At 62.6% G+C, this 25,531-nt stretch carries 19 protein-coding genes; 14 read left to right on the plus strand and 5 right to left on the minus strand.

All coding sequences use genetic code 11. From position 1 onward, the window contains the following. From FJ423_RS08820 to FJ423_RS08840, 5 genes are all read left to right on the plus strand, one after another. Complete coding sequence (locus FJ423_RS08820; RefSeq protein ID WP_224632375.1) at positions 1-1,398, plus strand: pitrilysin family protein; 1,398 nt, start codon at positions 1-3, stop codon at positions 1,396-1,398. Next, the gene (locus FJ423_RS08825; protein ID WP_140840862.1) at positions 1,395-2,252 is read left to right on the plus strand and encodes a patatin-like phospholipase family protein; all 858 of its coding nucleotides are present in this window, start codon (positions 1,395-1,397) and stop codon (positions 2,250-2,252) included. Before FJ423_RS08820 ends, FJ423_RS08825 begins: the two co-directional genes overlap by 4 nt. A gap of 524 nt (positions 2,253-2,776) precedes the next feature. Then, positions 2,777-5,212 (plus strand): hypothetical protein, encoded by a 2,436-nt coding sequence (locus FJ423_RS08830; RefSeq protein ID WP_140840864.1) that lies wholly within the window; start codon positions 2,777-2,779, stop codon positions 5,210-5,212. Positions 5,213-5,243: 31 nt separating this feature from the next. Continuing rightward, positions 5,244-7,256, plus strand: coding sequence for a type I secretion system permease/ATPase (locus FJ423_RS08835; RefSeq protein ID WP_246680110.1), 2,013 nt, complete (start codon positions 5,244-5,246; stop codon positions 7,254-7,256). 1 nt (position 7,257) lies between these two features. Further along, entirely contained in the window at positions 7,258-8,559 is a 1,302-nt protein-coding gene (locus tag FJ423_RS08840) for an HlyD family type I secretion periplasmic adaptor subunit (protein WP_140840866.1), read from the plus strand. 192 nt (positions 8,560-8,751) lie between these two features. On the opposite strand, the gene FJ423_RS08845 is transcribed toward FJ423_RS08840, so the two are convergent. Both FJ423_RS08845 and FJ423_RS08850 read right to left on the minus strand, forming a co-directional pair. Then, positions 8,752-9,291, minus strand: a complete 540-nt coding sequence (locus FJ423_RS08845; RefSeq protein WP_140840868.1) for a dihydrofolate reductase family protein — start codon at positions 9,289-9,291, stop codon at positions 8,752-8,754. A gap of 119 nt (positions 9,292-9,410) precedes the next feature. Next, positions 9,411-10,718, minus strand: a complete 1,308-nt coding sequence (locus FJ423_RS08850) for an outer membrane beta-barrel protein (protein WP_140840870.1) — start codon at positions 10,716-10,718, stop codon at positions 9,411-9,413. Positions 10,719-11,229: 511 nt separating this feature from the next. Here FJ423_RS08850 and FJ423_RS08855 point away from each other — a divergent pair. The 8 genes from FJ423_RS08855 (at position 11,230) to FJ423_RS08895 (ending at position 21,235) form a co-directional block, all read left to right on the plus strand. Beyond that, positions 11,230-12,543, plus strand: coding sequence for a DUF6161 domain-containing protein (locus FJ423_RS08855; protein WP_246680119.1), 1,314 nt, complete (start codon positions 11,230-11,232; stop codon positions 12,541-12,543). Between the two features lie 126 nt (positions 12,544-12,669). Then, complete coding sequence (locus tag FJ423_RS08860; RefSeq protein WP_140840872.1) at positions 12,670-13,554, plus strand: HNH endonuclease; 885 nt, start codon at positions 12,670-12,672, stop codon at positions 13,552-13,554. 107 nt (positions 13,555-13,661) lie between these two features. Next, the gene (locus FJ423_RS08865) at positions 13,662-14,549 is read left to right on the plus strand and encodes a restriction endonuclease (protein WP_140840874.1); all 888 of its coding nucleotides are present in this window, start codon (positions 13,662-13,664) and stop codon (positions 14,547-14,549) included. A 208-nt stretch (positions 14,550-14,757) separates the two neighbouring features. Next, complete coding sequence (locus FJ423_RS08870) at positions 14,758-15,807, plus strand: LacI family DNA-binding transcriptional regulator (RefSeq protein ID WP_140840876.1); 1,050 nt, start codon at positions 14,758-14,760, stop codon at positions 15,805-15,807. A 74-nt stretch (positions 15,808-15,881) separates the two neighbouring features. Further along, a complete protein-coding gene (locus FJ423_RS08875; protein ID WP_140840878.1) occupies positions 15,882-17,129 on the plus strand; it encodes a sugar ABC transporter substrate-binding protein in 1,248 nt (415 codons plus the stop codon). A gap of 330 nt (positions 17,130-17,459) precedes the next feature. Beyond that, positions 17,460-18,380, plus strand: a complete 921-nt coding sequence (locus FJ423_RS08885) for a sugar ABC transporter permease (RefSeq protein WP_140840882.1) — start codon at positions 17,460-17,462, stop codon at positions 18,378-18,380. Between the two features lie 11 nt (positions 18,381-18,391). Next, positions 18,392-19,237 (plus strand): carbohydrate ABC transporter permease, encoded by an 846-nt coding sequence (locus tag FJ423_RS08890; protein ID WP_224712111.1) that lies wholly within the window; start codon positions 18,392-18,394, stop codon positions 19,235-19,237. Positions 19,238-19,255: 18 nt separating this feature from the next. Then, positions 19,256-21,235, plus strand: a complete 1,980-nt coding sequence (locus tag FJ423_RS08895; RefSeq protein WP_140840886.1) for a glycoside hydrolase family 127 protein — start codon at positions 19,256-19,258, stop codon at positions 21,233-21,235. Positions 21,236-21,247: 12 nt separating this feature from the next. Here FJ423_RS08895 and FJ423_RS08900 read toward each other — a convergent pair whose 3' ends face one another. The 3 genes from FJ423_RS08900 to FJ423_RS08910 all read right to left on the minus strand — a co-directional run bounded on the left by FJ423_RS08900 (position 21,248) and on the right by FJ423_RS08910 (position 24,519). Beyond that, complete coding sequence (locus FJ423_RS08900) at positions 21,248-22,054, minus strand: endonuclease/exonuclease/phosphatase family protein (RefSeq protein ID WP_181170758.1); 807 nt, start codon at positions 22,052-22,054, stop codon at positions 21,248-21,250. 24 nt (positions 22,055-22,078) lie between these two features. Beyond that, positions 22,079-23,539 (minus strand): phospholipase D-like domain-containing protein, encoded by a 1,461-nt coding sequence (locus FJ423_RS08905; protein ID WP_140840888.1) that lies wholly within the window; start codon positions 23,537-23,539, stop codon positions 22,079-22,081. A 152-nt stretch (positions 23,540-23,691) separates the two neighbouring features. Further along, positions 23,692-24,519, minus strand: a complete 828-nt coding sequence (locus FJ423_RS08910) for an oxidoreductase (RefSeq protein WP_140840890.1) — start codon at positions 24,517-24,519, stop codon at positions 23,692-23,694. Between the two features lie 75 nt (positions 24,520-24,594). Between FJ423_RS08910 and FJ423_RS08915 the strand changes: the two genes are divergently transcribed. After that, positions 24,595-25,527, plus strand: a complete 933-nt coding sequence (locus tag FJ423_RS08915) for an AraC family transcriptional regulator (RefSeq protein ID WP_140840895.1) — start codon at positions 24,595-24,597, stop codon at positions 25,525-25,527. Positions 25,528-25,531: the final 4 nt, after the last annotated feature.

The raw sequence follows: 25,531 nt of genomic DNA on the forward strand, positions 1-25,531 counted from the left end.
ATGAGCATGGTTCTTGGCCGCACGAGCACCTTTCCTTCTCCCACAAGGGGAGAAGGTGGACGCGTCTATCGCGCCGTTGCCATACTTTGCTTCGCCCTGTTCTTCCTGCTTTTGCCGGCGCTTGCCGCGCGCGCCGAAATGAACATCCAGGAGGTGAAGTCCAAGAAGGGCGTCACCGCCTGGCTGGTGGAAGACCATTCGATCCCGCTGGTTGCGATCCGTTTCGTCTTCGACGGCGGCACGGCGCAGGATCCGGCCGGCAAGGAAGGCCTGGTCAACCTGATGACCGGGCTGTTCGACGAGGGCGCCGGCGACCTCGACAGCGAGGGCTTCCAGGTGAAGCTCGACGATGCCGGCGCCGAGATGAGTTTTCAGGCCGCCCGCGATGGCACCTATGGTTCGATGCGCATGTTGTCCGAGCAGAAGGACGAGGCTTTCGGCCTGCTGAAGCTGGCGGTGAACAGTCCGCGCTTCGACCAGGCGCCGATCGACCGCATCCGCGCCCAGATACTGTCCGGGATCCTCGCCAACGAACGGGATCCCAACACGATCGGCCAGCAGCGCTGGCTGCGCGCGATCTATGGCCAGCATCCCTATGCGCGGCCGGACGAGGGCAACAAAGACAGCCTCGCCACCATCACTGCGGACGACCTCAGGGCCTTCCACAAAGCAAATTTCGCCCGCGGCGGCCTGCATGTGGCGGTGGTGGGCGATATCGACGCCGCCACGTTGAGCAGCAGGCTCGACGAGGTGTTCGGCGACCTGCCGGACAAGCAGGCGCTGGCGCCGATTGTCGACGTCACGCCCAAGCTCGGCCAGCAGCTCGAAGTGAATTACGACTTGCCGCAGACCTCCCTGCAGCTTGCCTGGCCGGGCGTGAAGCGAAGCGATCCCGACTTCTACGCCGCCGCGCTGATGAACGAGATACTCGGCGGCTCGACATTCACCTCGCGTCTCTACGAAGAGGTGCGCGAGAAGCGCGGCCTTGCCTATAGCGTCAGCTCCGATCTCGTCGATCACGAGCATTCCAACGCGCTGCTGGTGACGACGGCGACGCGTTCCGACCGCGCGGCCCAAACGCTTGCGATCGTGCGCCAGGTGGTGAAGGACATGGCCGAGAACGGCCCCTCGGAGGAGGAGCTCGCGGCGACCAAGAAATACATGGTCGGCGCCTACGCCATCAGCAATCTGGATTCGTCCAGCTCCATTGCCGCGACGCTGGTGGAGCTGCAGATCGATCATCTCGGCATCGATTATATCAAGCGGCGCGCGGCTCTCATCAACGCGGTGACGCTGGCCGACGTCAAGGCGGCGGCAAAGAAGCTCCTGTCCTCCGATCCGGCGGTGATGGTCATCGGGCCGCCGCTGGTTCAGGTGGCGGGAGGCCGCAAGGGATGAGCCCGACCTTCGGGGTGGCCTTCGGCGGCGGCGGCGCGCGCGGTCTTGCGCATATCCATATCATCGAGGCTCTCGACGAGCTTGGCATCAAGCCGGCGGCGATTGCCGGCTCGTCGATCGGCGCCATCATGGGCGCCGGCATGGCGTCGGGCATGAAGGGCGCCGAGATTCACGATTATGCCCGGTCGATCCTCGGCAGCCGGGCCGAAGTAGCGGCGCGCATGTGGCGCTCGCGGCCGGGCACGATCGCCGAAGCCATGCAGGGCGGCATCCGCGTCGGCCAGTTCAATATAGAGCGCATCCTGAAGGCGTTCCTGCCTCAGGATATCCCCGCCACCTTCGAAGAGCTGAAGATTCCGCTCAAGGTGACGGCGACCGACTATTTCGGCCACAAGCTCGCGGTGTTCGCCGAGGGTGAATTGCATTCGGCGCTTGCGGCCTCGGCCGCCATTCCGGCGGTGTTCCGCCCTGTGGTGCGCAATGATTGCCTGCTGATCGACGGCGGCATCTACAATCCCGTCCCTTTCGATCTCCTCGAAAAGGATGCCGATATCATCATCGCAATCGACGTGGTCGGTGCGCCGAGCGACGCCGAGCGCAAGCATCCGACCACGGTCGACCTGATGTATGGCGCCTCGCAGTTGATGATGCAGTCGATCATCGCCAACAAGCTGCAGCAGTCCAGCCCCGACATCCTGATCCGCCCAAAAGTCTCGAAGTACCGCGTGCTCGATTTTCTCAAGATCGAGGCGCTGATGGCCGAGACGGCGGAGATCAAGGATGAGCTGAAGCGCGCCGTGGAGAAGGCCGTGGAAGCGCATGGCGGCAGGCAGGACAACAAGAAGGCGGTTTGAGAGCCTCCTCCAGCCGCATCGCTTCAGGTGCCATGGCTGCGCAAGAGGTCTGACACCGAAGTCTGAACGGTCGGCGCAAAGGTCCCTTATAGAATAAGACTTAAGAATAGAGCACAGTATTCTTTATGCCGAATGGTCGAATTCGCACCCGGATTTGAGTTCTGTCATTAACTCTTCATCGAATTGCCCGTTGACGCACGCTGCGGTAGAGTTAATAATATCCTAATATAGTAGCGTGAACAATCTCGAGATCGGCAACAACGAGATACTGCGCTACTGGGGTAGGGGAACGCAGCGCGGCATCTGTGCCGCTTTTAGCCGTCACCATCGAGCCACCACCCGCCATGAGGCACCATGTTGTATTTGGTGCGCTCGGGCCGGGGACGGGCAGGTGCGGCGCGCCGGGCGCTAAGCGGATCCTCCTCCCCGCACGGAATTTGGACGCCGATCTTGGCGTCGTTGCATGGGGTAGTTAGCCGCCGTGGCGGCCAAAAAGGCGCGCGAGCGTCTCTGGAGGAAATGAGATGAGTATTGAGCTTGATACCCAGTCTTATATTGAAGCGACGACTATCGGATCGGGAACCGGGAACTACGATTCCTTTTTGCGACTCCAAGCGACCAGCGTGGAGGAAGGTTTCAACACCGATCAGAATGGCAATGTCGTCGACAACAAGGCGTCCTTCACGCACAGCCTGCAATGGAGCGATATGCAGGCGATTAGCGCTGACCCCGACGGCGACGGCGTCTTCTCGCAATACATTGAGTTCCGGCTCGATCTCAATGAAAGCAACAACGCAACCAACGGCGAGATTACGCTCACCGGGCTACAGGTCTATATTTCCGGGGCCGGGGCCACGTTGACCGATTACAACGCCGGATTTGCCGGGTTTGTCCCTGTCCTCGATTTTAGCGGTGCGCAACTGCTGATCGACGCTAACCATGGGTCGGGGACCGATGACTATCGCGTGCTGATCCCGGTCAGCGCCTTCATTGACGCAGGCGTTACGCCCGATTCTTACGTGACGCTTTATTCAAGCTTTTCCGGATCGAATGGCGGCTTCGAGGAATGGCGTACCATCACCGGTTCGGGTGCCTCGGAAGACAATCCGGCGATCGCGATCGATAAGATAACGGTCGATGGCACAGCATCCGGCGACGGCATAGTGGTGCTGGCCGGTGACGCGATTTCCTGGGAATATACCGTTACCAACACCGGCAACATGGCGTTGTCGGACGTCGTAGTGACGGACGATCAAGGGGTGTCCGTCACAGAAGTTCTTGGAGCCGACAACTCTCACAACGTCGGCGATATCAACAACAATGACCTCCTTGACGTCGGCGAGATCTGGAAGTTCACCGGTTCTGGCCAGGCGATTATCGGCGACTATGCCAACATCGGTTCAGTGTCCGCCTCGTCCAATGGCACCACGGTGAACGACACCGATGAATCCAGCTATTTCGGCGCCGATCCCGAGATCGCCATCAACAAGGTGACGGTGGATGGCGGGACCAAGGGCGACGGCCTCAACATCCTGTCGGGCGAAGCCATCTCCTGGGAGTACACCGTCACCAACGTTGGCAATGTCGCGCTGTCTGGTGTGACGGTTACCGACAGCGATTCTGGTGTGACACCAGTTGCTGTGCTTGCCGATGCCACTCACAACATCGGAGACACTAATCTGAACGGCAAGCTCGATCTCGACGAGGCTTGGATCTACACGGCCAGTGGTGTCGCGGGGAAGGGCTCCTATAGCAACATCGGCACGGCCTCGGGTTCATTCACTGACGACGCCAGTCACACCGGCAGCGATACCGCAACTGACGGCTCCAGCTACTTTGGTGCCGATCCGCACATCACACTCGACAAAAAGACCAACGGCGTCGATCATGATCTCAACATCTTCCAGGGTCAGGCGGTCACCTGGACCTACGATGTCACCAATGACGGCAATGTCGCGCTCGCCAATGTGGTCGTGAAGGATGACAACGGTACTCCGCTCAATCCTAGTGACGACTTCAATGCTTCGGCAATCACCAGCGGCGGGTTCAATACCGGCGACACCAACGGCAACGGTCTGCTCGATGTCGGCGAGACTTGGCACTACAAGGCTACCGGCACGGCGCAACTGGGCAGCTACGTCAACAACGCGACGGCCACGACCGACGCGTATACGGACACCGCCGGCCATTCGCGCACGCCGAGCGCCACCGACAGCAGCGACTATGAGGGTTTCTCCAACAAGGCCCTGACGCAGGGCTTCTGGGGAAGTCACTCCGATGCCTGGGACAATGTCGCCAACAACGAAGGCAATCCGACCAAGAGCGCCTTCGCCAGTCACGTTTTGTCCAGTCTGGATATCAATCCGCGCAGCGATGGCTATTTGCTGCTGGGTGACAGTAACGGCAATGGCACGGCAGACGCTAACGAACACACCCTGCTGATTTCGATAAGCTTGGCGAAATCCATTGAATCGTCCTCGACCAGCGGTGACGCCAGAGTGATCATGCTGCAGCAGGCGATTGCCGCTCAGCTCAATATCGACAACCACGTCGCCCAGCCTAACGATCTGGTCGGCGAGGCAGTGATGTGGCTGACCGGTCAGGGCGCCTGGGCAAACCTCGGCGTCAATGTCGACACCAATAGCGACGGCATCGTCGACCAGAACGGCTCGGCGCTCGGGGGCAGTGCTGTAAAGACCAGCTCCACGGCTTGGACCAAATATGTCGACGTTACCGACGCCAGCACGGGCATCACGGACTGGAATGGGGGCAAAGAAGCCGACGGCGAAGGGCTGAAGAACGCCCTGATGTGGTTCAACCAGGGCCAGTTGGTGACCTCCGGCCCCGGCGGCCATGTCGCCTGGTTCAACGGCACCAGCATCATCGACGAGCACCCGAATACGCTTGACCAATTCTGGGTGACGCTGCACGAAGTCGGAGGACTGACGGGCATCAGCTGAGCGGAACAATCAGGCCTGGCGAAAAACCGACATGGCAACAACCGGCATGTTCGGCACAGGGCAGGCGAGGGCGAGGCTGGCGGGCCTCGTCCTTCTCGTCCTTGGCGTGGCGATTGTTGCGGCCGGATCGCTCTCGGGGGGCACGGTGTTGGGCGCAACGGCGATCGCCGGTTTCGGTGGTCTGGTTTTGTTTCGTGCCCGTCCTGCTGATTTCGGCGAGCGTGACGCGGCTGCCAAAGTTGCCGCGTCCACCCGGCCGGCCGCAAAGCCGACTAAGCGCCCGCCTGGCTCAGAGCTTGCTGAGGCCCTTCGCGCCTGCCGCTCCGCTTTCCTTGCGGTCGGGCTGTTCAGCGGCATCCTTAACGTTCTGATGCTCGCCGGCTCGCTCTATATGCTCGAGGTCTATGATCGCGTGCTGCCGAGCCGCAGCCTGCCGACGCTGGCTGGCCTCTCCATCCTGCTCCTCATTCTCTATAGCGGACAGGGAGTGCTCGAATTCGTGCGCGGACGCGTGCTCGTCCGCATCGGCGGGGCTCTTGACGAGGCGCTCGGCGGCCGAGTCTATCAATCAATCCTGCGTCTGCCCCTCAGGACGGGCCGCGACAGCGACAGCTTGCAGCCGATGCGCGACCTCGACAGCGTCCGCGTCTTCCTGTCGGGCAGCGGGCCAACGGCGCTTTTCGACCTGCCATGGCTGCCGCTCTATCTGTTTATCATATTCATGTTCCACTGGCTGCTCGGCGTGACGGCGCTGGTCGGCGCGGTCGTGCTGGTCGCGCTGACGATCATGGCCGAACGGCTGACGCGAAAGCCGGTTTCGTCCGGAACGTCGAGCGGCATCCGCCGCAACGGCCTGGTCAGCGCCGCCAATCGCAACGCCGAGGTCGTTGCCGCCATGGGCATGGCAGGCGGTCTGACCGCGCGGTGGGAAGACGCCAACCTCGATTACATCGCCGAGCAGCGCAAGGTGAGCGACGTGGCCGGCGGCTTCGGCGCGATATCGAAGGTCCTGCGCATGCTGCTGCAGTCGTCGATGCTCGGCCTCGGCGCCTGGCTGGTCATCGAGGGGCAGGCAACGGCGGGTATTATCATCACCGCCTCGATCCTCAGCGGCCGCGCGCTGGCTCCGGTCGATCTTGCGATCGCCAACTGGAAGGGCTTCGTCACCGCGCGCCAGGGCTGGCAGCGGCTGAACAGGGTGCTGGCGGCGCTGCCGGCTGAAACCGAGCCGATGTTGCTGCCGCCGCCGAGCGCGAATGTCGGCATGCAAAACGTCTCGGTCGGCGCCCCGGGCACGCAGAGACTGCTGGTCCACGACGCAAGCTTCGCTCTGGAGGCGGGCCACGGCGTCGGCATCATCGGACCGAGCGGGTCGGGAAAGTCCACGCTGGTGCGCGCGCTTGTCGGCGCCTGGCAACCGGTCGCCGGCCGCATCAAGCTGGATGGCGCAGACCTCGATCAATGGTCGCAGGCGGAGCGCGGCCGCCATATCGGATACCTGCCGCAAGATGTCGAGCTCTTCGCCGGCACCGTGGCCGAGAACATCGCGCGCTTCGAGCCGGACGCGGACGCCGGCGCCATCATCGCCGCGGCGAAGGCAGCGGGCGCGCACGAGCTGATCGTCGGTTTTCGCGAAGGCTACGAGACCGAGATTGGCGAGCACGGCGAGGCGGTCTCGGCCGGTCAGCGCCAGCGCATCGCGCTGGCGCGCGCGCTCTATCGCGATCCCTTCCTCGTGGTCCTGGACGAGCCGAATTCCAACCTCGACATGGACGGCGAGCAGGCCCTGATCAAGGCCATGTTGGGCGTCCGCGAACGGGGCGGGGTTGTCGTGCTCGTCGCGCACCGGCCGAACGTGCTGGCGGCCGTCGATTTCGTGCTGGCGATGAATCAGGGACGCGTCCATGCCTTCGGCCCGAAAGACGAGGTGTTCGCCAAGATGTTCCCGACGCTGCGGCCGGTGCCGACCAGCGCCCCGCAACTGAGAGTGGCTTCCGACGGTCCCCATCTGGCCGTTGCCGACGGAACCGAGGCAGGGCGCTGACATGGCTATATCAGGCGCTTCGCATTTATCCATCCGCTTCTACACGCGGCTTGGCGTCGGCGTGGTGCTCCTGCTTGCGGGCGGCGTCGGCGGCTGGGCATCGGTCACCGAGATCGCCGGCGCGGTCATCGCCCCCGGCGCCCTCGTCGTCGATTCCCACGTCAAGGACGTGCAGCATTCCACCGGCGGCATCGTTGCGGAGATCGACGCCCGGGACGGCGACCACGTGAAAGCGGGAGATCTTCTGGTCCGTCTCGACCGCACCGTGCCGGCAGCCAACCTTGGCGTGGTGAGCAAGGCGCTCGACCAGCTCGCCGCGCGCAAGGCGCGCCTCGATTCGGAGCGCCGCGGCAGCGACGCCATCATCTTTCCGAACGAGCTTTTGGACCGCATTGCCGATCCTGACGTCGCCGAGGCGGTGGCAGGCGAAAAGCAGCATTTCGAGACACGGCGCACGTCCCGCGCCGGCCAGAAGAGCCAGCTTGAGGAGCGCATCGCGCAACTCGAGAAGGAGATCACCGGCGACACGGCGCAGGCTGAGGCCAAGAGCAAGGAGATAGAGCTGGTGCAGAAGGAGCTTGCCTCGGTGCGTACGCTCTGGGCCAAGAAGCTCATTTCCATCGACCGGCTGACCCAGACCGAGCGAGAGGCCACGCGCCTCGACGGCGAGCGCGGCCAGCTAATTGCGGCCCAGGCTCAGGCGCAGGGACGGATTGCCGAGATCAAGCTGCAGATCATCCAGATCGATCTCGACCTCAGCACCGAAGTGAACAAGGACCTGCGCGACGTCGACGGCCAGATGGGCGAGCTTCTGGAGCGCAAGGTCGCCGCCGAGGACCAGTTGAAGCGGGTCGACATCCGCGCGCCGCAAGACGGCATCGTGCAGCAGTCGATCGCCTATACGATCGGCGGCGTGGTGAAGCCGGGCGAGACGATCATGCAGGTCGTGCCCGACAATGACAGCCTTGCGGTGGAAGCCAAGATCGCGCCGAGCGACATCGACCAGCTGTGGGTCGGCCAGCCCGCTTCGCTGCGCTTTTCGGCCTTCAACCAGCGCACCACACCGCAGATCAACGGCGTCGTCGAGCGGACCTCGCCCGACATCACCACCGACCAGCGCACGGGCGTCAGCTATTACACGGTGCGCATTACCACGACGGCCGCCGAAGTCGCGCGGCTCGGCGAGGTCAAGCTGGTTCCCGGCATGCCGGTGGAATCCTTCATCAGGACCGAGGATCGCTCGGTGATGTCTTATCTGGTCAAGCCGCTGCAGGATCAGATCAGCCGGGCATTTAGACAGTAGGCCACCAGTACGTTTCACCGTTCCATGGAAACGGCGAAACGCCTATCTCTTTGTTTTGACGCAATTCCGGACGGAAAACCGCCCCTCTAGAGCATGATCCCGAAAAGTGGGAACCGGTTTTCGGAGAAGATCATGCTCCAACAAAGAGTTAGATCAGGATGGCGATTCAACGAAACGTCATCCTGATCTAGTCTAAGCTTTCGCGACCGCCCTGTATTCCATCGCCACCACGCCATTGCTGAACGGCACGGCCGAAACAAGCTCGAGCGCTGTCGGTTTATCCGAAGGAAAGAGCCGTTCGCCCTGGCCTGCGGCTGCCGGATAAACGAGCAGTCTGAGGGTATCGACAAGGCCAACGCCGAGCAGTTGCCGGGCGAGATTCACGCTGCCATGCACATAGATGTTGCCGCCGCTTCGTTGCTTCAGCCGGGTGACCGCATCGGTAAGGGGGCCTTCGAGCAATTCGGCCGGATGCCAATCGAGGCCTTTCAAGGTCGTCGAGGCGACATATTTCGGCAGTGCGTTGAAGCGGTCGGCGAAGTCGCCTTTTTCGGCAGGCCAGTGGCCGGCAAAGATTTCGTAGGTGACGCGTCCGAGAAGCATGGCGCCGCTGTCGGCAAGCTCATCCTCCTTGAATGCCTGCATCTCATCGTTCCAGGCGACGTTCGGCAGCCTCTCGTGCTCGGCGACGCCGTCGATGCTGATGAATTCGGTGACGATGAGCTTTCTCATGGCATCCTCTATTTGGTCAGGTCTCGCACCATAGGACGGCCACGCCGGCGCGTTCCCGACAAAATAAAAAAGCCCGCCGGAATGACCGACGGGCTTTCGCTTTGGCTGGAGGCCTTGGCTTAGTTGAACTTGTACTTGGCGTCGATCCGCACGGTGTGGAAGGACGGCGTCGCCATCGCGAGACCGCTCGGGATCGGCAATGCATCCGAGAAGTCTTCCTTCTCGAATTGCGAGTAACGGTATTCGATGCCGACGGTCATCTTGTCCGACAGGGCAGTTTCCAGGCCCGCGCCGACCGAGAAGCCACTGGAGCCCCAATCGGCGTCGAGCGGTGCCGGAGCATCGAGCTTGAAGTGCTGCCAGCTGTAGCCAGCGAGCGCGTAGGCCAGCGTCGCCTCGTTGACCTTCATGCCGATGCGGCCGAGCACGTCGAAACCATAATCGGTATTGAGGTTGATCGAATCGACACCCAGGAACCCGCCCAGCTCAAGCTTCGACTTGATACCGGAGAGACGCGCGTCGACGAGGCCGCCGACCACCCAGCTGCCCATGTCCTGGTCGTAGCCGATGCTGGCTTCGCCGAACACGCCTTCGCCGCCGAGGCCATTGAACTTGGCGCTGGCGAGCGGCGGAATCTCGATCTGGTGCACGACCGCGCCGGCACCGAGCCCACCGCCGACATAGAAGCCGGTCCAGTTGTAGGAAGGCGTCTCGAAGCTGGCGCCGCCGCCGTCATTGGCGTTGAAGCGATAGCTGGCGGCGACCTCGAACGTATGGCGCGAGGTGTCCAGGTTGAGCGTGCCGTCCGGTGCCAGGAATCCGGCATCCGAGAGCAGGCTGTCGTTGGTGCTGAAGCGGGTGTAGCGGTACTCGCCCTTCAGCGTCCAGTTGCTGTTGATCGCCGTTTCAACGCCGGCGCCGACAAAGTAGCCGCCCTGGTCCCAATCGAAACCGAAGCCGGTATTGGTGTCGAGCTTGTACTTCTGCCAGGCATAGCCGCCCAGGACATAGCCCAGCGTGGTCGGCGTCAACAGGTAGCCGGCGCGAACGCCAACATCGAAGCCGTAAGTTTCCTTGATATCGGCATTGAGGCCGCCGGCATCGAGCGAAGTCTTGATCGTGCCGACATGCGCGTCGATCAGGCCGCCGAGCAGGAAGCGCTGCGAGACCATGTAATCATAGCCGGCAGTCACTTGGCCATAGACGCCTTCGCCACCGATGCCGTTCAGCGAAACAGGCACAAAATCGCTGCTGAGCTTGTGCACATTGGCGCCGGCGCCGAGGCCGAAGCCGACATAGATGCCGCTCCAGTTGAAGCCCGGAGCCGCCTGCTCCTGGACCACGTCGGCGGCCTGCGCGGCCGACATCAAAGCGACGGCCGAAACGGCGCCCAGCAAAACGGATTTCACGGAAATACGAAGAAGCATAGCCCATAACCCCAAGTTAAAACCCGACGAGGTTCTAGCAGGGGTTGTCGAATTTTGTCGTGGCAGAAATGCCACACCCGGGGGTAAACTCCCGTAACGGCAGGTATAAACCCGGTGCGCACCCAGAAAAGGTCGGTTTGGCTGCGGGAGGGCGCGGTTTCTGGTCCGGCCACTTGTTCGACGCTGGACCAGTTTCACGAAATAGGCCTTGCGCGATCGCGACGCGTGGTTTCGGACCAGGCGCGCATGCGTCTCCCCAACGAGCACCTTCACCACTCTGAGCCGGGTCTCGCTGGTGGAGGCTGCGCCTCGGGGACGCTGAACGGATGAATCGGGTTCGAATATTCTGTCAGTTTCTTAGGAGGCGGGTAGGCGAGTTTCCATCCATGCCAGAAGGGACAGCCGGCGAGGGATTGCCGCATCCGCTTTGATCCTCGCCCGCGGGCTGGCCGGCGTAGCGGGTGGGGATACGTTGGCAGAAGCGGGCCAGGTGAAATCGTGATTGCCAGAAGTGGGGGATAATGACGGCGTCCACCACGGCTCACTTGCACAACTGTGTGGTGTGAAAATAGCATCGAAAAAGTTGGGTTATGATCGCTATTTGGGCGGGGGGTATGGTATGCCAATCAAATCTAAGGATGGCGGATATCCGGTTAGATTCAGTGTTCCAGGCCAGCGCTGGAGTAAAAAATTTCGTAGCCAGGACGAACTGCGTTCGTTCTTAACGTCTGAAATCAGACACTGGCAGGAACAAAATCAGCCCAAAGAATTCCCGCTTCCGGGTGGCTCACAAGGCCTTGCCTTCCTAGATCCGCTGACAACCGCAATCTTCAGCGAATCCATGAACACAGGTCCTCATGCGGAAGATGCGCTCAGGATTCTTGAGGAGCGAGGTGCCATACTAAGTGAGGGGTTGTATGGCCGCTTCCTTTCCAAGCTGCGATCTGAGAAACCTAAGCTGTATCCTGGCGCCGTAGCAGCCATTGCTGCCGCGCTTGGCCCACAGAATGCGTGGCCCGACCAGGGCAATCGTCAGCCATTCCCCTGGGCCGTGTGGCTATCGGGCTTGGGCGCGCTCTTAGAACTGGTGCCATTACGGGCGGCAAAGCCGGAAGCGGATCAGTTGGCTAGCGTCGTGTCGGACGCTCTCGCCCATAGAGACGAAGTGCAGGAAATGAAGCACGCTTTCGAGACCTGGAGCTCGAAAACTCAAAGCGATACAGGAACAGAAATCGAAACCTTCCGGCAACGCTCGGCCGATGCTGTAAAATTTGCACAGGCCCAATTGGCCCAGGCGTTAGCTGACTCCAGCACGCGCATATTGGAACTTGAAGATAAGGTGCGAAGGCGCCTCGTTTTGGAGGCACCGACGACATACTGGTCAAAAAAGGCAAACGGCCACGTTTCGATAGCGTTCGGATTCGGTGCGTTGTTTCTGCTCGGGTTAGGAGGCGGAATATATTGGCTTACGCACTACGGTGTTGATCTGGTGGCAGACGCCCATCGACGCATCGTCGGAGACGCTCAGGACCCGGGTCTGCTCGCCCTTGTACCACTGGCGTTCATTACACTCCCTACGCTGGCCTTCGCATGGCTGCTGCGGCACGTCAGCCGGGTGATAGTGCAGAATCTGGCCCTGGGTGCCGATGCGAGGCTTCGAGGAACCATCGCAACGACATATAGCGCACTCACGGTCGACCAAGCTGCGACACCCGCTGAGTTGGCGATCGTTTTCAATGCACTGTTCCGGCCGGTGGATGGCAGTACTCATTCTGAAATTGCTCCGCCCAATTTGGCCGACCTGATGGAGCTAGCGAAGAAATAGATACTGCAGATGCCATCGGTCGTTCATCCCCCTCGAAACTGGGGAATCGGAGCCGGCCTGGACTGAGTTCTCGATTTTGTGCCGTACGGTTCGGCAGTTAATTCCAGGAAAGCATTATAGAAGATCATGGCATTTGGGGTTTTCATTCACCGCTCCGATTCGATCTACCACGACAGCCCCGCTGAGCAGTACCAATTCCCTCGCCAGTATCTGCGCCGTGTCGAAGCCTGCGTCGGCGATTGGATCATCTATTACGAACCCAGCAAAGTGGCCGAGACGCGCGGTTACTTCGCGATGGCCAAGGTCCAGCAGGTCATTCCCGATCCCGCGGCGCCTGACATGTACCTCGCTCTGATTGAACCCGGAACCTACCTCGATTTCGTCAATCCTGTTCCATTCAACGGGGCAGACGGTTTGGTCGAACGAGGTCTGCTCAATAACGAGGGCAGAATATCCGGCCGTGCCCAATCCGCCGTCCGCGCACTCAGTCCTGCCGACTTCAACCGCATCATCGATCTGGCTTTCGACACGAGTGAGGTGGTGCTCCCGCGCATCGGCGTGGGCTTTAAAGAGGAGCAGGCGCCATTTCAGTTTGAGCAGAGCCGCGACCGGGTGAACTACATCGGATCGCGGATAGTCCGGGATCGCATCTTTCGCCGCATCGTTTTGCGCGCGTATGACGAGCGCTGCGCGATCACAGGGCTGAAGCTGATCAATGGCGGCGGCCGAGCCGAGGTCTCAGCCGCTCATATCCGGCCGGTCGAAAATAGCGGCCCGGACGTCATCAACAACGGCATCGCGCTGTCGGGCACAGCGCATTGGATGTTCGACCGCGGTTTGATCAGCCTATCCGATGACCTGGAGATCCTGATCTCGCGCCAGGTCAACGACCTCGACAGCGTGCATGGGTTCATCAACAAGACGCGTCGCGCGCTTCAGCCGAGCCGGCAGTCTGAACGACCGCATCCTCGGTTCTTGCAATGGCACCGGGAGCATTGTTTCAAGCAATAGGCTGGGCCGCCGGGCTCGTTTCCTCTCGCCACCACGTTTGGATTGCGAACGTCGGAGGCACTAGCCTACAATTGCTACAAGTCATCATAAATTGATTGGGCGATTCCATGGCGCAACTGACGACCACTGAGATGGCGTTGATTGACGGCATTTTCGGAATGTACAGCGGCTATGTGCTGGATTTCAGTAACGATCGGTTCGCAGCGTTTTTTAATCGTGATCTAAAGATCGACATCTACCATGACCGCTACGCAATGTATGGAACGTCGAAGGGAAAACACTTCCGCGCCTTCATTGAGATTGCGCCCAACGCCGACGTAGTGCGGGCGCTCACGGCTCTGTGGGAATATCGCGAAGCCGGTATGCTCGATCGCGGCGAGGCTGAGAATGTCCCTAATGCCCGGCAACGCCTCAGCAACCTGCTTATCAAACTCGGAGGCAAACCGTTGCTGGCAGATCCAAGCGCCGTGCAACCATCTGCACCTGAGCCGAAAGGGCCAAACGATGGTGTTCTGGCGGCATTGGAGCAGGAATTTTTGGCGATGGCAGCGATGGACGAGGCGCCGCAGCAGCGAGGCTATGCGTTCGAGCGCTTTCTCAAACGCTGGTGCGACGTGTGGGGTCTGGATGCACACGCCTCTTTCCGGACAGCCACTGAACAGATCGACGGCTCATTTCAACACGAGGGCAGCACCTATCTGGTCGAGGCTAAGTGGCATACACGTCCGGTCGACGCCGCATCGCTGCACGGCTTCCAAGGCAAGCTACTTGAACGTCCGGACTGGACTAGGGGGCTCTATGTCTCATATGGCGGTTTTTCCGGTCAGAGCTTCGAAGCCTTCACCGCGCGTCGCTTGATCATGATGGACGGTGCTGACGTCTATCACGCACTCAACCGGCGGTTAGACTTGGGGGAGGTCATCCGCAAGAAGGTGCGGTACCACTCCGAGCGGCGACAGCCTTTCGCACGGGTGACCGACCTATTTTCAGCGTAAGATGAGATACTGAAGCTATTGCTACGCACCTGCGACCTCCGCTTGGCACCAGTGTGTCTCAACCCCCTTGCCAACCCCGCCGCCTTCCCCTAATCTCCGCTTGAGAAAACCTTTTCCCAACCCGCTTCGCGTCCGCTGACTCACCCGTCATCACCGCGCTGGGCGGGAAGAGAAAACCTTTTCCCAGCTAGGGGAATTCGCCGCGACCATGTCCGCCGACGCCGAGCCTGCGCCAGTTTCCGCCAAGCCGCCGGTCACGCTGCGCGAGGTCGCCGCCGCGGCCGGCGTCAGCGTGGCGACGGCGTCGAAGGCGCTGAACGGGCAGGGGCGGATGACGGCGGAAACGCGCGAGCGCATCCGCGAGACGGCGCGGCTGCTCGGCTTCCGGCCGAACAGCCTGGCGCAGAGTCTGTTGCGAAAACGCTCCTTCACCGTCGGCCTGCTCACCAACGATACCTATGGCCGCTTCTCGCTGCCGCTGATGGCCGGCGTTTCGGATGCGCTGGTCGACAAGGGCGTGTCGGTGTTCCTGTGCAACGTCGAGGACGACCAGCGGCTCGGCCAGCTGCATGTCGAGGCCATGCTCGACAAGCGCGTCGACGGCATCGTCGCCACCGGAAAACGCATCGACCGCCATCTGCCGGTCGATCTCTCCAACCTGCGCATTCCGGTCGTCTACGCCTTCACCCAGCCGGATCCCGGCGCGGTTGGGCTCGTTTCCGATGACGCCGGCGGCGCGCGGCTGGCGGTGGAGCAGTTCTTGCGGCTCGGGCGCCGCCGCATCGCCCATGTCAGCGGCCCGGCGAGCTTCGCGGTGGTGCACACGCGGGCAGGGGCCTACCGCGACGTCCTGAGGGAGAACGGCTTGCCCGCAGCCGAGCCGCTGCTCGGCGCCTGGTCGGAGGCCTGGGGCCACGATGCGGTGGCAAGACTGTTCGGCAAGGCGGGCAGGGAAGGATGGCCGGACGCCGTCTTCTGCGGCAACGACCAGATTGCGCGCGGCGTCATCGATGCGCTGCGCGAGCGCGGTATCCGCGTGCCCGAGGATGTCGGCATCATCGGCTTCGACAATTGGGAGATCGTGGCCGAGGCGACGCGCCCGCCGCTGACCTCGATCGACATGAACCTGGCGAGCCTCGGCCGCGAGGCCGGGCTTGCCCTGCTTTCGCTCGTCGACGGCCACCCGGCCGCGCCGGGCATCAGGAAACTGCCGTGCCGGCTGGTGGTGCGTCAGTCATGCGGCAGTCCGCCGCAATGAAGCAACAAGGCTACGCGCCGGTTAGACCGGGCGGCGTGGCCAAAACAGGGAGGAGAACCATGAGGAGGAGTAAAATGAAGACCATGTTTGCCAAGCTGGCTTTGGCCGCGGCCGTCATCGGCGGCGGCCTGCAGGCGGCGTCCGCCGAGACCGCCAACATCTGGGTGCGCGCTGACGGCTCGAATTTCATGCCGCGCATCGTCGACGCCTTCAACAAGGCCAACAAGGACCAGATCAAGCTAGACATCATTCCCAACGCCGAGATCATCCCGAAATATGGCGCCGCCGCCGCCGGCGGCACCGCGCCCGACGCGCTCTCGCTTGACCTGATCTACACGCCGTCCTTCGCCGCCGCCGGCCAGTTGGAGGACATCACCGATTGGGCGAAATCCTTGCCCTATTTCGCCAGCCTGTCGCCGGCGCATGTGAAGACCGGCACGTATAAGGACCGCATCTACGGCCTGCCGTTCTCGGCCGACGCCTCGGTGCTGATCTGGAACAAGAAGCTGTTCAAGCAGGCCGGGCTCGACCCCGAGAAGGGACCGACCAACTGGGCCGAGATCGAGGCCGACGCCGAGAAGGTCAACGCGCTCGGCGGCGACATCAAGGGCTTCTATTTCTCCGGCAATTGCGGCGGCTGCAACATCTTCACCTTCACGCCGCTGATCTGGGCCTCCGGCGGCGACATCCTGTCCGAGGACGGCTCGAAGGCGACGCTGGACAGCCCGCAGCTGCGCGGCGCGATCAATCTCTACCGTTCGATGGTCAAGAAGGGCCTGGTGCCCGAGGGCGCGCAGACCGACACCGGCGCCAACTTCTTCGCCGCCTTCGCCGGCGGCAAGATCGGCATCTCGCCGTCCGGCGCCTTCGCCATCGGCGCGCTCAACACGCAATACCCGGACGTCGACTACGGCATCACCTTCCTGCCGGGCAAGGATGGCGGCTGGTCGTCCTTCGCCGGCGGCGACAATTTCGTCGTCACCAAGGGCACCAAGAAGATCGCCGTGGTGAAGGAGTTCCTCGACTTCGCCTATTCGCTGGAAGGCCAGACCATTCTGGCCAAATATGGCAGCCTGCCGGTGCGAAACGACATCGCCAAGGACGCGCTGAAGGATCTCGACCCGCGCTATCAGGTGGCGGCCGAGGCGATGGCCAAGGGCAGGACGCCCTATTCGGTGGTGTTCAACGACCTGATCAACTCGGCCAACGGGCCGTGGACGCAGATGATCAACGAGGTGTTCTTCGGTGACGATGTCGACGGCGCCATCAAGAACGCGCAGGAGACGATGCAGTCGATTATCGACCAGGCGCCGAACAAGTAGACACCAGGGCCAGCCGGCGGCGAGGATAGCGCAACGCCTCGCCGCCAAGGCTCTGACCGGCCGCCCGCCCCGTCTCCCTGGCCGGGCGGCCGGGGACTGCATCGCTGAATGGCAGGGTTTTATCGCGTTGAGAAAGCACGCTCACCAATTTGCGGCGCCGCGAGGTTCGCTCCCCCTTCTCCCCTTGTGGGAGAAGGTGTCGCCGAAGGCGACGGATGAGGGGTGTTCCAGCGGAGTGATGCGTTGGCGTTCCCTGGAACACCCCTCGTCCGTCTCGGCGCTACGCGCCGATCCACCTTCTCCCACAAGGGGAGAAGGGGGAGCCCAGCCATGACCGCCATCACCGCAACCTCCGCTCCCGCCCGCTCACGCATCGGCGTCAGCCGCCGGCAATGGGTGGGCCTGCTCTATGTCCTGCCGGCCGTCGCCCTGGTCACCGTCTTCTTCGTCATCCCGCTCGGCATGACCGCCTGGATGTCGCTCCACAATTGGCCGCTGATGGGCGAGCATGCCTTCATCGGCCTCGACAACTACTTTGCCATCCTGCGCGACACGCGCTTCTGGAATGCGCTGAAATTCACCTTCTACTACACGGTGATCGTCACCATCGCGATCTTCGCCGTCGCCTTCCCGCTGGCGATCTTCATCGAAAAGCCGCGCCCGCTCACCAATCTCTACCGCACCGCCTTCTTCATGCCGGCGGTGGTCGGCTTCGCCTCGGCGAGCCTGCTCTGGTCCTGGTTGCTCAACGTCGATTCCGGCCTGTTCAGCCCGGCCGCCTTCGATCTCGGCCTGACCGCGAAGAAGGTCAATCTTCTCGCCACGTTCCAGCCGGCCTTCTGGTCGATCATCGCCATGGTGGTCTGGAAGGTCGCCGGCTTCACCATGATCATCCTGATGACCGGCCTGCAATCGATCCCGCAGGACCTGCAGGAGGCGGCGGTCATCGACGGGGCAGGGCCGTTCGCAAGGTTCCGGGCCATCACCTTGCCGCTGATGCGCCGCACGCTGGCGCTGGCGCTGATCCTGTCGGTGGCGGGCTCGATCCTCGCCTTCGACCAGTTCTACATCATCCTGCGCGGCGGCCCGCGCAACCAGACGCTGACGGCGGTCTACTGGATCTTCAACCAGTCCTTCGTCTCGTTCAAGCTTGGCTACGGCGCCGCGCTCTCGATGGTGCTGCTGGTCATCCTGGTGGCGCTCAGCCTCATCCAGCTCTGGCTGCTGCGCAAGCCGGAGGGGCTCGACTGATGGCCGAGGCGATGTCGCAAAATCGGAAAGTCGGCTTCAGCCTCGCCAGGCACTCCACCGGCACCATCGCCTCGGTGCTGTTCCTGGCGCCGATCGTCTGGACCGTGCTGTCGACCTTCAAGCCGGCGCAGGAAGCGCGCCAGCCGCCGCTGCCGCCCTGGCCGACCACCGGTTTCTCGATCGAGAATTATCAGACGTTGAACTCCTTCGGCGACGGGCTCTGGGTCTCGGCGCAGAACAGCATCTATGTCTCGGTTATGACGGTGCTGCTCTCGGTGCTGGTCAGCGTGCTCGCCGGCTACGGTTTCTCGCGCTTCCGCTTTCCGTTCCGGGATTTCTTCTTCATCCTGATCCTGTCGACGATCATGATCCCGTTCCAGTCGATCCTGACGCCGATCTTCCTGGTGCTGACGAAGCTCGGTCTGCACAACACGCTGACCGGGCTGGTCTGCGTCTACGTCACGCTGCAGCTGCCTTTCTCGATCTTCATGATGCGCAACGCTTTCGACGCCGTGCCGCGCGAGATCGAGGAGGCCGCGCGCATGGATGGCGCCAACAATGTCACCATGCTGATCAAAGTCATGCTGCCGCTGGTCTGGCCCGGCGTCGTCACCATCGCGCTGTTCGCCTTCCTCGGCGCCTGGAACGAGTTCCTGGCAGCCCTTGTGCTGATGACCGACCAGTCCAAATTCACCCTGCCGGTGATGATGACCGCCCTTCAGTCCGGCCGCTTCGGCGCGATTGACTGGGGCGCGGTGCAGGCCGGCGTCACGGTGATGATGGTGCCCTGCCTGATCCTGTTCCTGGCGCTGCAGCGCTTCTACATCCGCGGCCTCATGGCCGGGGCCGTCAAGTAATTCGAATGGAGTGAAATCATGACCGCATCGCAGCCCGCCGCGCAGCCCTCCGCCAGGCCGAAGCTCGCCTTCCGCCCGTTGCCAGTACCGCAGGTCGATGTCCGCGGCTTCTGGGGCGACCGTGTCGACGCGGTCGCGACGCGCACCGCCGAGATCCTCTACGACCGCTGCGTCGAGGCGCGCATGCTGGAGCAGATCGATCCGGACGTGCCGTCGCCGGGCGTCGTCATTCCCTTCCATTCGCCGTCGCCGGACGAGGCAGCCAATCCTACCTTCACCGGCTCGACTGTGACGACACAGATGTTCTGGGACTCCGACTGGGGCAAGACCATCGAGACCGCGGCCTATTCGCTCTACCGTCGCCGCAATCCCGAGCTCGAGAAGAAGATCGACGCCGTCATCGACATGTACGAAAAACTGCAGCAGGAGGACGGCTATCTCTCCAGCTGGTACCAGCGCATCCAGCCGGGCCTGCGCTGGACCAACCTGCGCGACTGCCACGAACTCTACTGCGCCGGCCACCTGATCGAGGGCGCGGTCGCTTATTATCAGGCGACGGGAAAGCGCAAGCTGCTCGACATCATGTGCCGCTACGCTGACCACATCGCCTCGATGTTCGGCCCCGAGCCTGGCAAGAAAAATGGCTATTGCGGCCATGAGGAAATCGAGCTGGCGCTGGTCAAGCTCGCTCGGGTGACTGGCGAGAAGAAGTACATGGACCTGGCGAAATATTTCATCGACCAGCGCGGTCAGCAGCCGCATTATTTCGACGAGGAGGCGCGCGCCCGCGGCGCCGATCCCAAGGCCTATCACTTCAAGACCTATGAATACAACCAGTCGCACAAGCCGGTGCGCGAGCAGGACAAGGTCGTCGGCCATGCGGTGAGGGCGATGTATCTCTATTCCGGCATGGCCGACATCGCCACGGAATATGGCGACGACACGCTCAGGGTCGCGCTTGACCGCCTGTGGGACGATCTCATGACCAAGAGCCTCTACGTCACCGGCGGCCTCGGTCCGTCGGCGCACAATGAAGGTTTTACGAGCGACTACGACCTGCCCAACGACACCGCCTATGCCGAGACCTGCGCTTCGGTGGGCCTGGTGTTCTGGGCAAGCCGCATGCTCGGCATGGGTCCGAACGCCCGCTACGCCGACATGATGGAACGGGCGCTTTACAACGGCTCGATCTCCGGCCTGTCGCTCGACGGCTCGCTGTTCTTCTACGAGAACCCGCTGGAGAGTCGCGGTGGCCACCATCGCTGGAAATGGCACCGCTGCCCGTGCTGCCCGCCCAATATCGGCCGCATGGTGGCCTCCATCGGCAGCTATTTCTACAGCCTAGCCGACGATGCGCTGGCGGTGCATCTCTATGGCGATTCGACTGCGCGCTTCGAGATCGCCGGCCGGCAGGTGACGCTCGTCCAGACCAGCAGCTATCCCTGGGACGGCGCGATTGCGATCGAGATCGGGCCGGAGGCGCCCGTAGAGTTCACGCTTCACTTGCGCATACCCGCCTGGTGCCGCAAGGCGGCTTTGCGTGTCAACGGCAAGCTCGTCGATCTGGAAGCGGCGACGGTCGACGGCTATGCCGCGATCCGCCGCGAATGGCGCCAGGGCGACAAGGTCGAGCTCGACCTCGAAATGTCGATGGCGCGCCTCTTCGCCAATCCGCAGGTGCGCCAGGACATCGGCCGCGTGGCGCTCGCGCGCGGCCCGCTGATCTATTGCGTCGAGGAGACCGACAATGGCGGCGGGCTACATCGCATAGCGCTGCCGCGCGAGGCAAGGCTCGAGGCGCACAAGGAGCCAAACCTGCTCGGCGGCGTCGTCACGCTTTCGGCCATCGGCAGCCGGGCCGAAACGGAAAACTTGGGCCGCGATCTCTACCGCCCTGAGCCGCCGGCGACCGAGGAGACGAAACTCAAGGCCATTCCCTATTTCGCGTGGGATAATCGGGATCCCGGCGAGATGCTGGTGTGGCTGAGGGAAGGCTGAAAGCGGCCTCTCTCAAAGATGCACGAAGGCCGTCAGCGGCAGGTGGTCGGAGGCGACCCGCGACAGCGGCGTGTCGTGCGCCTCGACGCCTGAAACCAGGTCGTGCCGGTTGCCCATGATGCGGTCGAGCGCCAGCACCGGCAGGCCGGATGGGAAAGTCGGCACCGCCGGCGTCGGGCCGAAGGTCGTGTGCAGCGTGTTCAACGCCGAGCGGTTGCCGAGCCGCCATTCGTTGAGGTCGCCCAGAAGCAGCGTCGGCCTCTCGTCGGCGCTGCTCATGATGTCGAGCACGACGCGCGCCTGTTCCGAGCGCGAGCGGCGCAGCAGGCCGAGATGGGCGGCAATGACGCGCAGCGACCGTTTCTCGTCGAGATCGATCTCGGCGACCAGCGCGCCGCGCGGCTCCAGTCCGGGCAGCTTGAGCTGGTGGACGTCGCGCACGGTGCCGCGCTTGAACAACAGCACATTGCCGCGCCAGCCATGCCCCTTGCCGTTGCCGCTGACCGGCACTGGCACCAGCCCCGTTTCCAGCTCCAGGCGGGCCAGGTCGAGCAGCCCGGCCCTGTCGCCGAAGCGGTTGTCGGCCTCCTGCAGCGCGATCACGTCGGGGCTCATTTCGCGGATGACGCGCGCCGTCCGTTCAGGGTCAAATCTGCGGTCGGTGCCGATGCATTTGTGGACGTTGTAGGAGGCGACGACGATTTCCGTGTCGTTGACGCGCTTGCGCGGCGTCGCCTTCGCCTTGCGTGCGCTTCTGCTGCGGATCGAGAGCAGCACGGTCTCGGGCAGGCTGCGTCCTTTGATGTCGTCTATCTCCATGATCCCGATGCTCGATTTCCTGCTCTAAAGATAGGGCGATCCCAGCCACAGCAAACGGTCGAAGACGCGGATTGCGAACGGCCTTGCCTTCAGCGTCTGCAGCGTCACCGGCTGCGCGGTCGAGATGGCGGCCGCGATACGGGCGTCGATCTCGGCGGCGAAATTTTTATCCAGCACTTCCAAGTCGATCTCGAAATTCAGCCTCAGCGAGCGGGCGTCCAGATTGGAAGAGCCGACATAGGCCCACACGCCGTCGATCGCCATCAGCTTCGAATGGTCGAACGCGCCTTCGTGGCGCCAGACGCGGCAATAGTGCTTCAAAACCTGGTCGAACTGCGCCGTCATCGCATGGTCGACGAGGAAGAGGTTGTTCACCGCCGGCACGACGATGTCGATTTCGACGCCGCGCCGGCCGGCCGTGGTCAGCGCGCTGATGAACTCCCGGTCCGGCAGGAAATAGGGCGACATGATGCGGATCGATTTGCGGGCGACCGAAAACGCTCCCATCAGCAACTTGAGATTGGTTTCGTTAGACGCGTCCGGCCCGGTCGCGACCGCGCGCACCAGCATCGGCTGCCCTGGCGGCGGCACGACACGCTCGACCTGCCAGGGCCCGTCCTTCAGGGCCTCGTTGCCGGCGAAGCGCCAGTCCTCGGCGGCCACCGAGAACAGATCGGCCACCACCGGCCCGGTGACCTCGAAATGCGTGTCACGCGAACTGTCGGAACCGGCGAGCTCGGCCGAGAATCCCTTGCGGATGTTCATGCCTCCCGTGAACGCCACCGTGCCGTCGATAATCAGTATCTTCCTGTGGGTCCTGAGATTGGCATAGGGAAGTCTCAGGCCCATGACGATGTTGCCGTTGAAGAGATCGACCGTGACGTCGGATTCCCTGAGCTGCTTCAGGATGCTGGGCACCGAATAGCGTACGCCGACGGCGTCGATCAGCACGCGCACGGTGACGCCGCGCTTGACGGCGTTGCCGAGCGACTGGACGAAAAGCGCCCCGACCGCGTCATTGTCGAAAATATAGGTTTCCAGAAGCACGCTTCGTTGCGCCGCATCGATCGCCCGGCACATCGCCGTATAGGCTTCGTCGCCTGTCTTGAGCACGGCGATGGTGTTTCCCGAGGTGAGCGGGCGCCGCGCCACTCTGTCGCCAAGCGTCTTCAGCCCGGTGAAACGCTGGCCGAATTCGGCGTTGATCAAGGCTTCCAGCGCGACGTCCCGGTCATGCCTGGCGGCAGCGGCCTCGGGCGAGACCGGCCGCATGGCGCTGATCGTCGCGCGGCGGATCCGGTTGATGCCGGCAATGGCGTAGATGATCGCGCCGAGGAAAGGCGACAGAAGCATCACGCCCACCCAGCCGGTGGCCGCGCGCACGTCTTCCTTCGTCATGATGGCGTGGACGATGCCCACCGCCGCCATCGCCAGCGACAGGATCAGGATAAGCGTCGACCAGTGACTCGCAATCGCCTCGAACATCGGCCCGACTATTGTGCGAGCCGGCGCGGAAGGCAATGCGGACGGTGAGGCTGGTCCGAAACTCGCCCCGTCGATGGCCCCCCCCGCCGAACACTCGGCAAGGTCAGGCTTGCCGAATGCCCCTGACCGCGTTTGCCTTTGTCGCTATGCGGTCAGCTGTCGGTCGAGATAGTTACGGCTTTCCAGGCATCGATCTCTTGCTGCAGCCGCTGGATTCGCTCGGACACGAGCTTGAGGGCGTCGCTGCCAAGCAGAAGCTGCGGCGGCGGGGCTTCGGTTTCGACCAGGGCCAATACGGCCGTCGCAAGCTTGTCCGGATCGCCAATTTGCTTGCCGCTTTTCGCCTGTCGGGCCTCCCGGATCGGATCGAACAGCGCATCGTAATCGCTGATGGACCTCCCGGTCCGGACCATGGAACGTCCGGCCCAGTCCGTCCGGAAGGAGCCTGGGCAGACGGCGGCAACGCGAACGCCGAATGGGGCCATTTCGGAACGCATCACTTCCGATATGCCCTGGAGCGCGAACTTGCTGCCACAATAGTAAGCGATGCCCGGCATTGTGATCATGCCGCCCATCGACGTGACGTTGACGATGAAGCCGCGGCGTCGCTCGCGGAACCTGGGAAGAAACGCCTTGGCGACCGCCACGGCGCCGAAGACGTTCACATCGAACTGACGCCGCATCTCTTCCAGTGACGACTCTTCAAGCACGCCCTCATGGCCGTAGCCGGCATTGTTGATCAGGACGTCGACAGGCCCGTGCTCTTCCTCCGCCTGCGCGACGACGTCCGGCACGCGGTCGAACTCCGTGACATCGCAGATGACGGTGCGGATCGCCGGAAGGGATCCGGCAAGTGCCGCGCGTGACGTCTCGGTCCGCACGGTGCCAATGACCGTATGGCCCATCTGGATGGCGGCGGAAGCGATGGCGAGGCCGAAGCCGGAATTGGCGCCAGTGATGAAGAAGGTCTTTTTTGCCATGATCTGCGGTCCTTCATTGATGGAGTGCAGCTTGGCAAATAGTATGGTGCGGTAACGTCCACGATTGCGGTTCCTATGAATGGCTTGCCAAATCCTATCAGGGCGGACGTCGGGCGAAGACGAAAGCTGGTCGAGTTGGCCGGAGCTATCGCCGACCGTGTTGGCTATAATGCGACCGCGCTCGAGCGTGTGCGCGTGCTCCGGACCGAGGCGATGCTTCACGACGTCCCGGTACTTTATGAACCGGGTGCGGTGTTTGTCCTGCAGGGAAGCAAGCGAGGCATCCTCGAACGGGAGGTCTACCTGTACGATGAAGACCATTATCTGGCGGTGTCGGTCCCTGTTCCGTTTCGGATGGAATCGACGGCCAGCCCCGATCGTCCTCTGCTTGCGGTCTATGTCGAGTTCGACATGCGGATGGCGGCCGACATTGCCACCCAGCTGGAGATTCATTCGGATGTGGGAAGCGACCGGCCGCGAAGTCTCGTATCGAGCAGGATCGGCTCCGACATCGAGGATGTCCTGCTGCGCCTGCTGACGGCGCTTCGCAATCCTGCCGAGACCGCCGTTCTTGGATCAAGCCTTCTGCGCGAGCTGCACTACCGCGTCCTGATTGGCCCGCAAGGCGGGGCGATAATCGCTGCCTTGCAGCAAAGAGGCAGGTCGGGAAGGATCGTGCGCAGCCTCGCATGGCTGCGGGAAAACTACAGCGCCGAAATCTCGGTCGCCGAGCTCGCGGGACAAGCAGGCATGAGCGTGCCTTCTTACCACGTTCATTTCAAGGAAATGACCGGAAGCAGCCCGATGCAGTACGTGAAAGCCATGCGGCTGCACGAGGCAAGACTGATGATCGCACGCAAGACAACGATCGCTCAGGTCGCGGCTTTGGTCGGATATGCGAGCGCGGCTCAGTTCAGCCGCGACTTCAAGCGGCATTTTGGACGCACGGCTTCTGAGGAGATGAGCTGGGTCCGTCGCCATCTGGGCGAACTCGTCTCGGAAGAGTAGTCCC

This window comes from Mesorhizobium sp. B2-8-9, from assembly GCF_006439475.1.
In the GTDB taxonomy this organism is placed as follows: domain Bacteria; phylum Pseudomonadota; class Alphaproteobacteria; order Rhizobiales; family Rhizobiaceae; genus Mesorhizobium.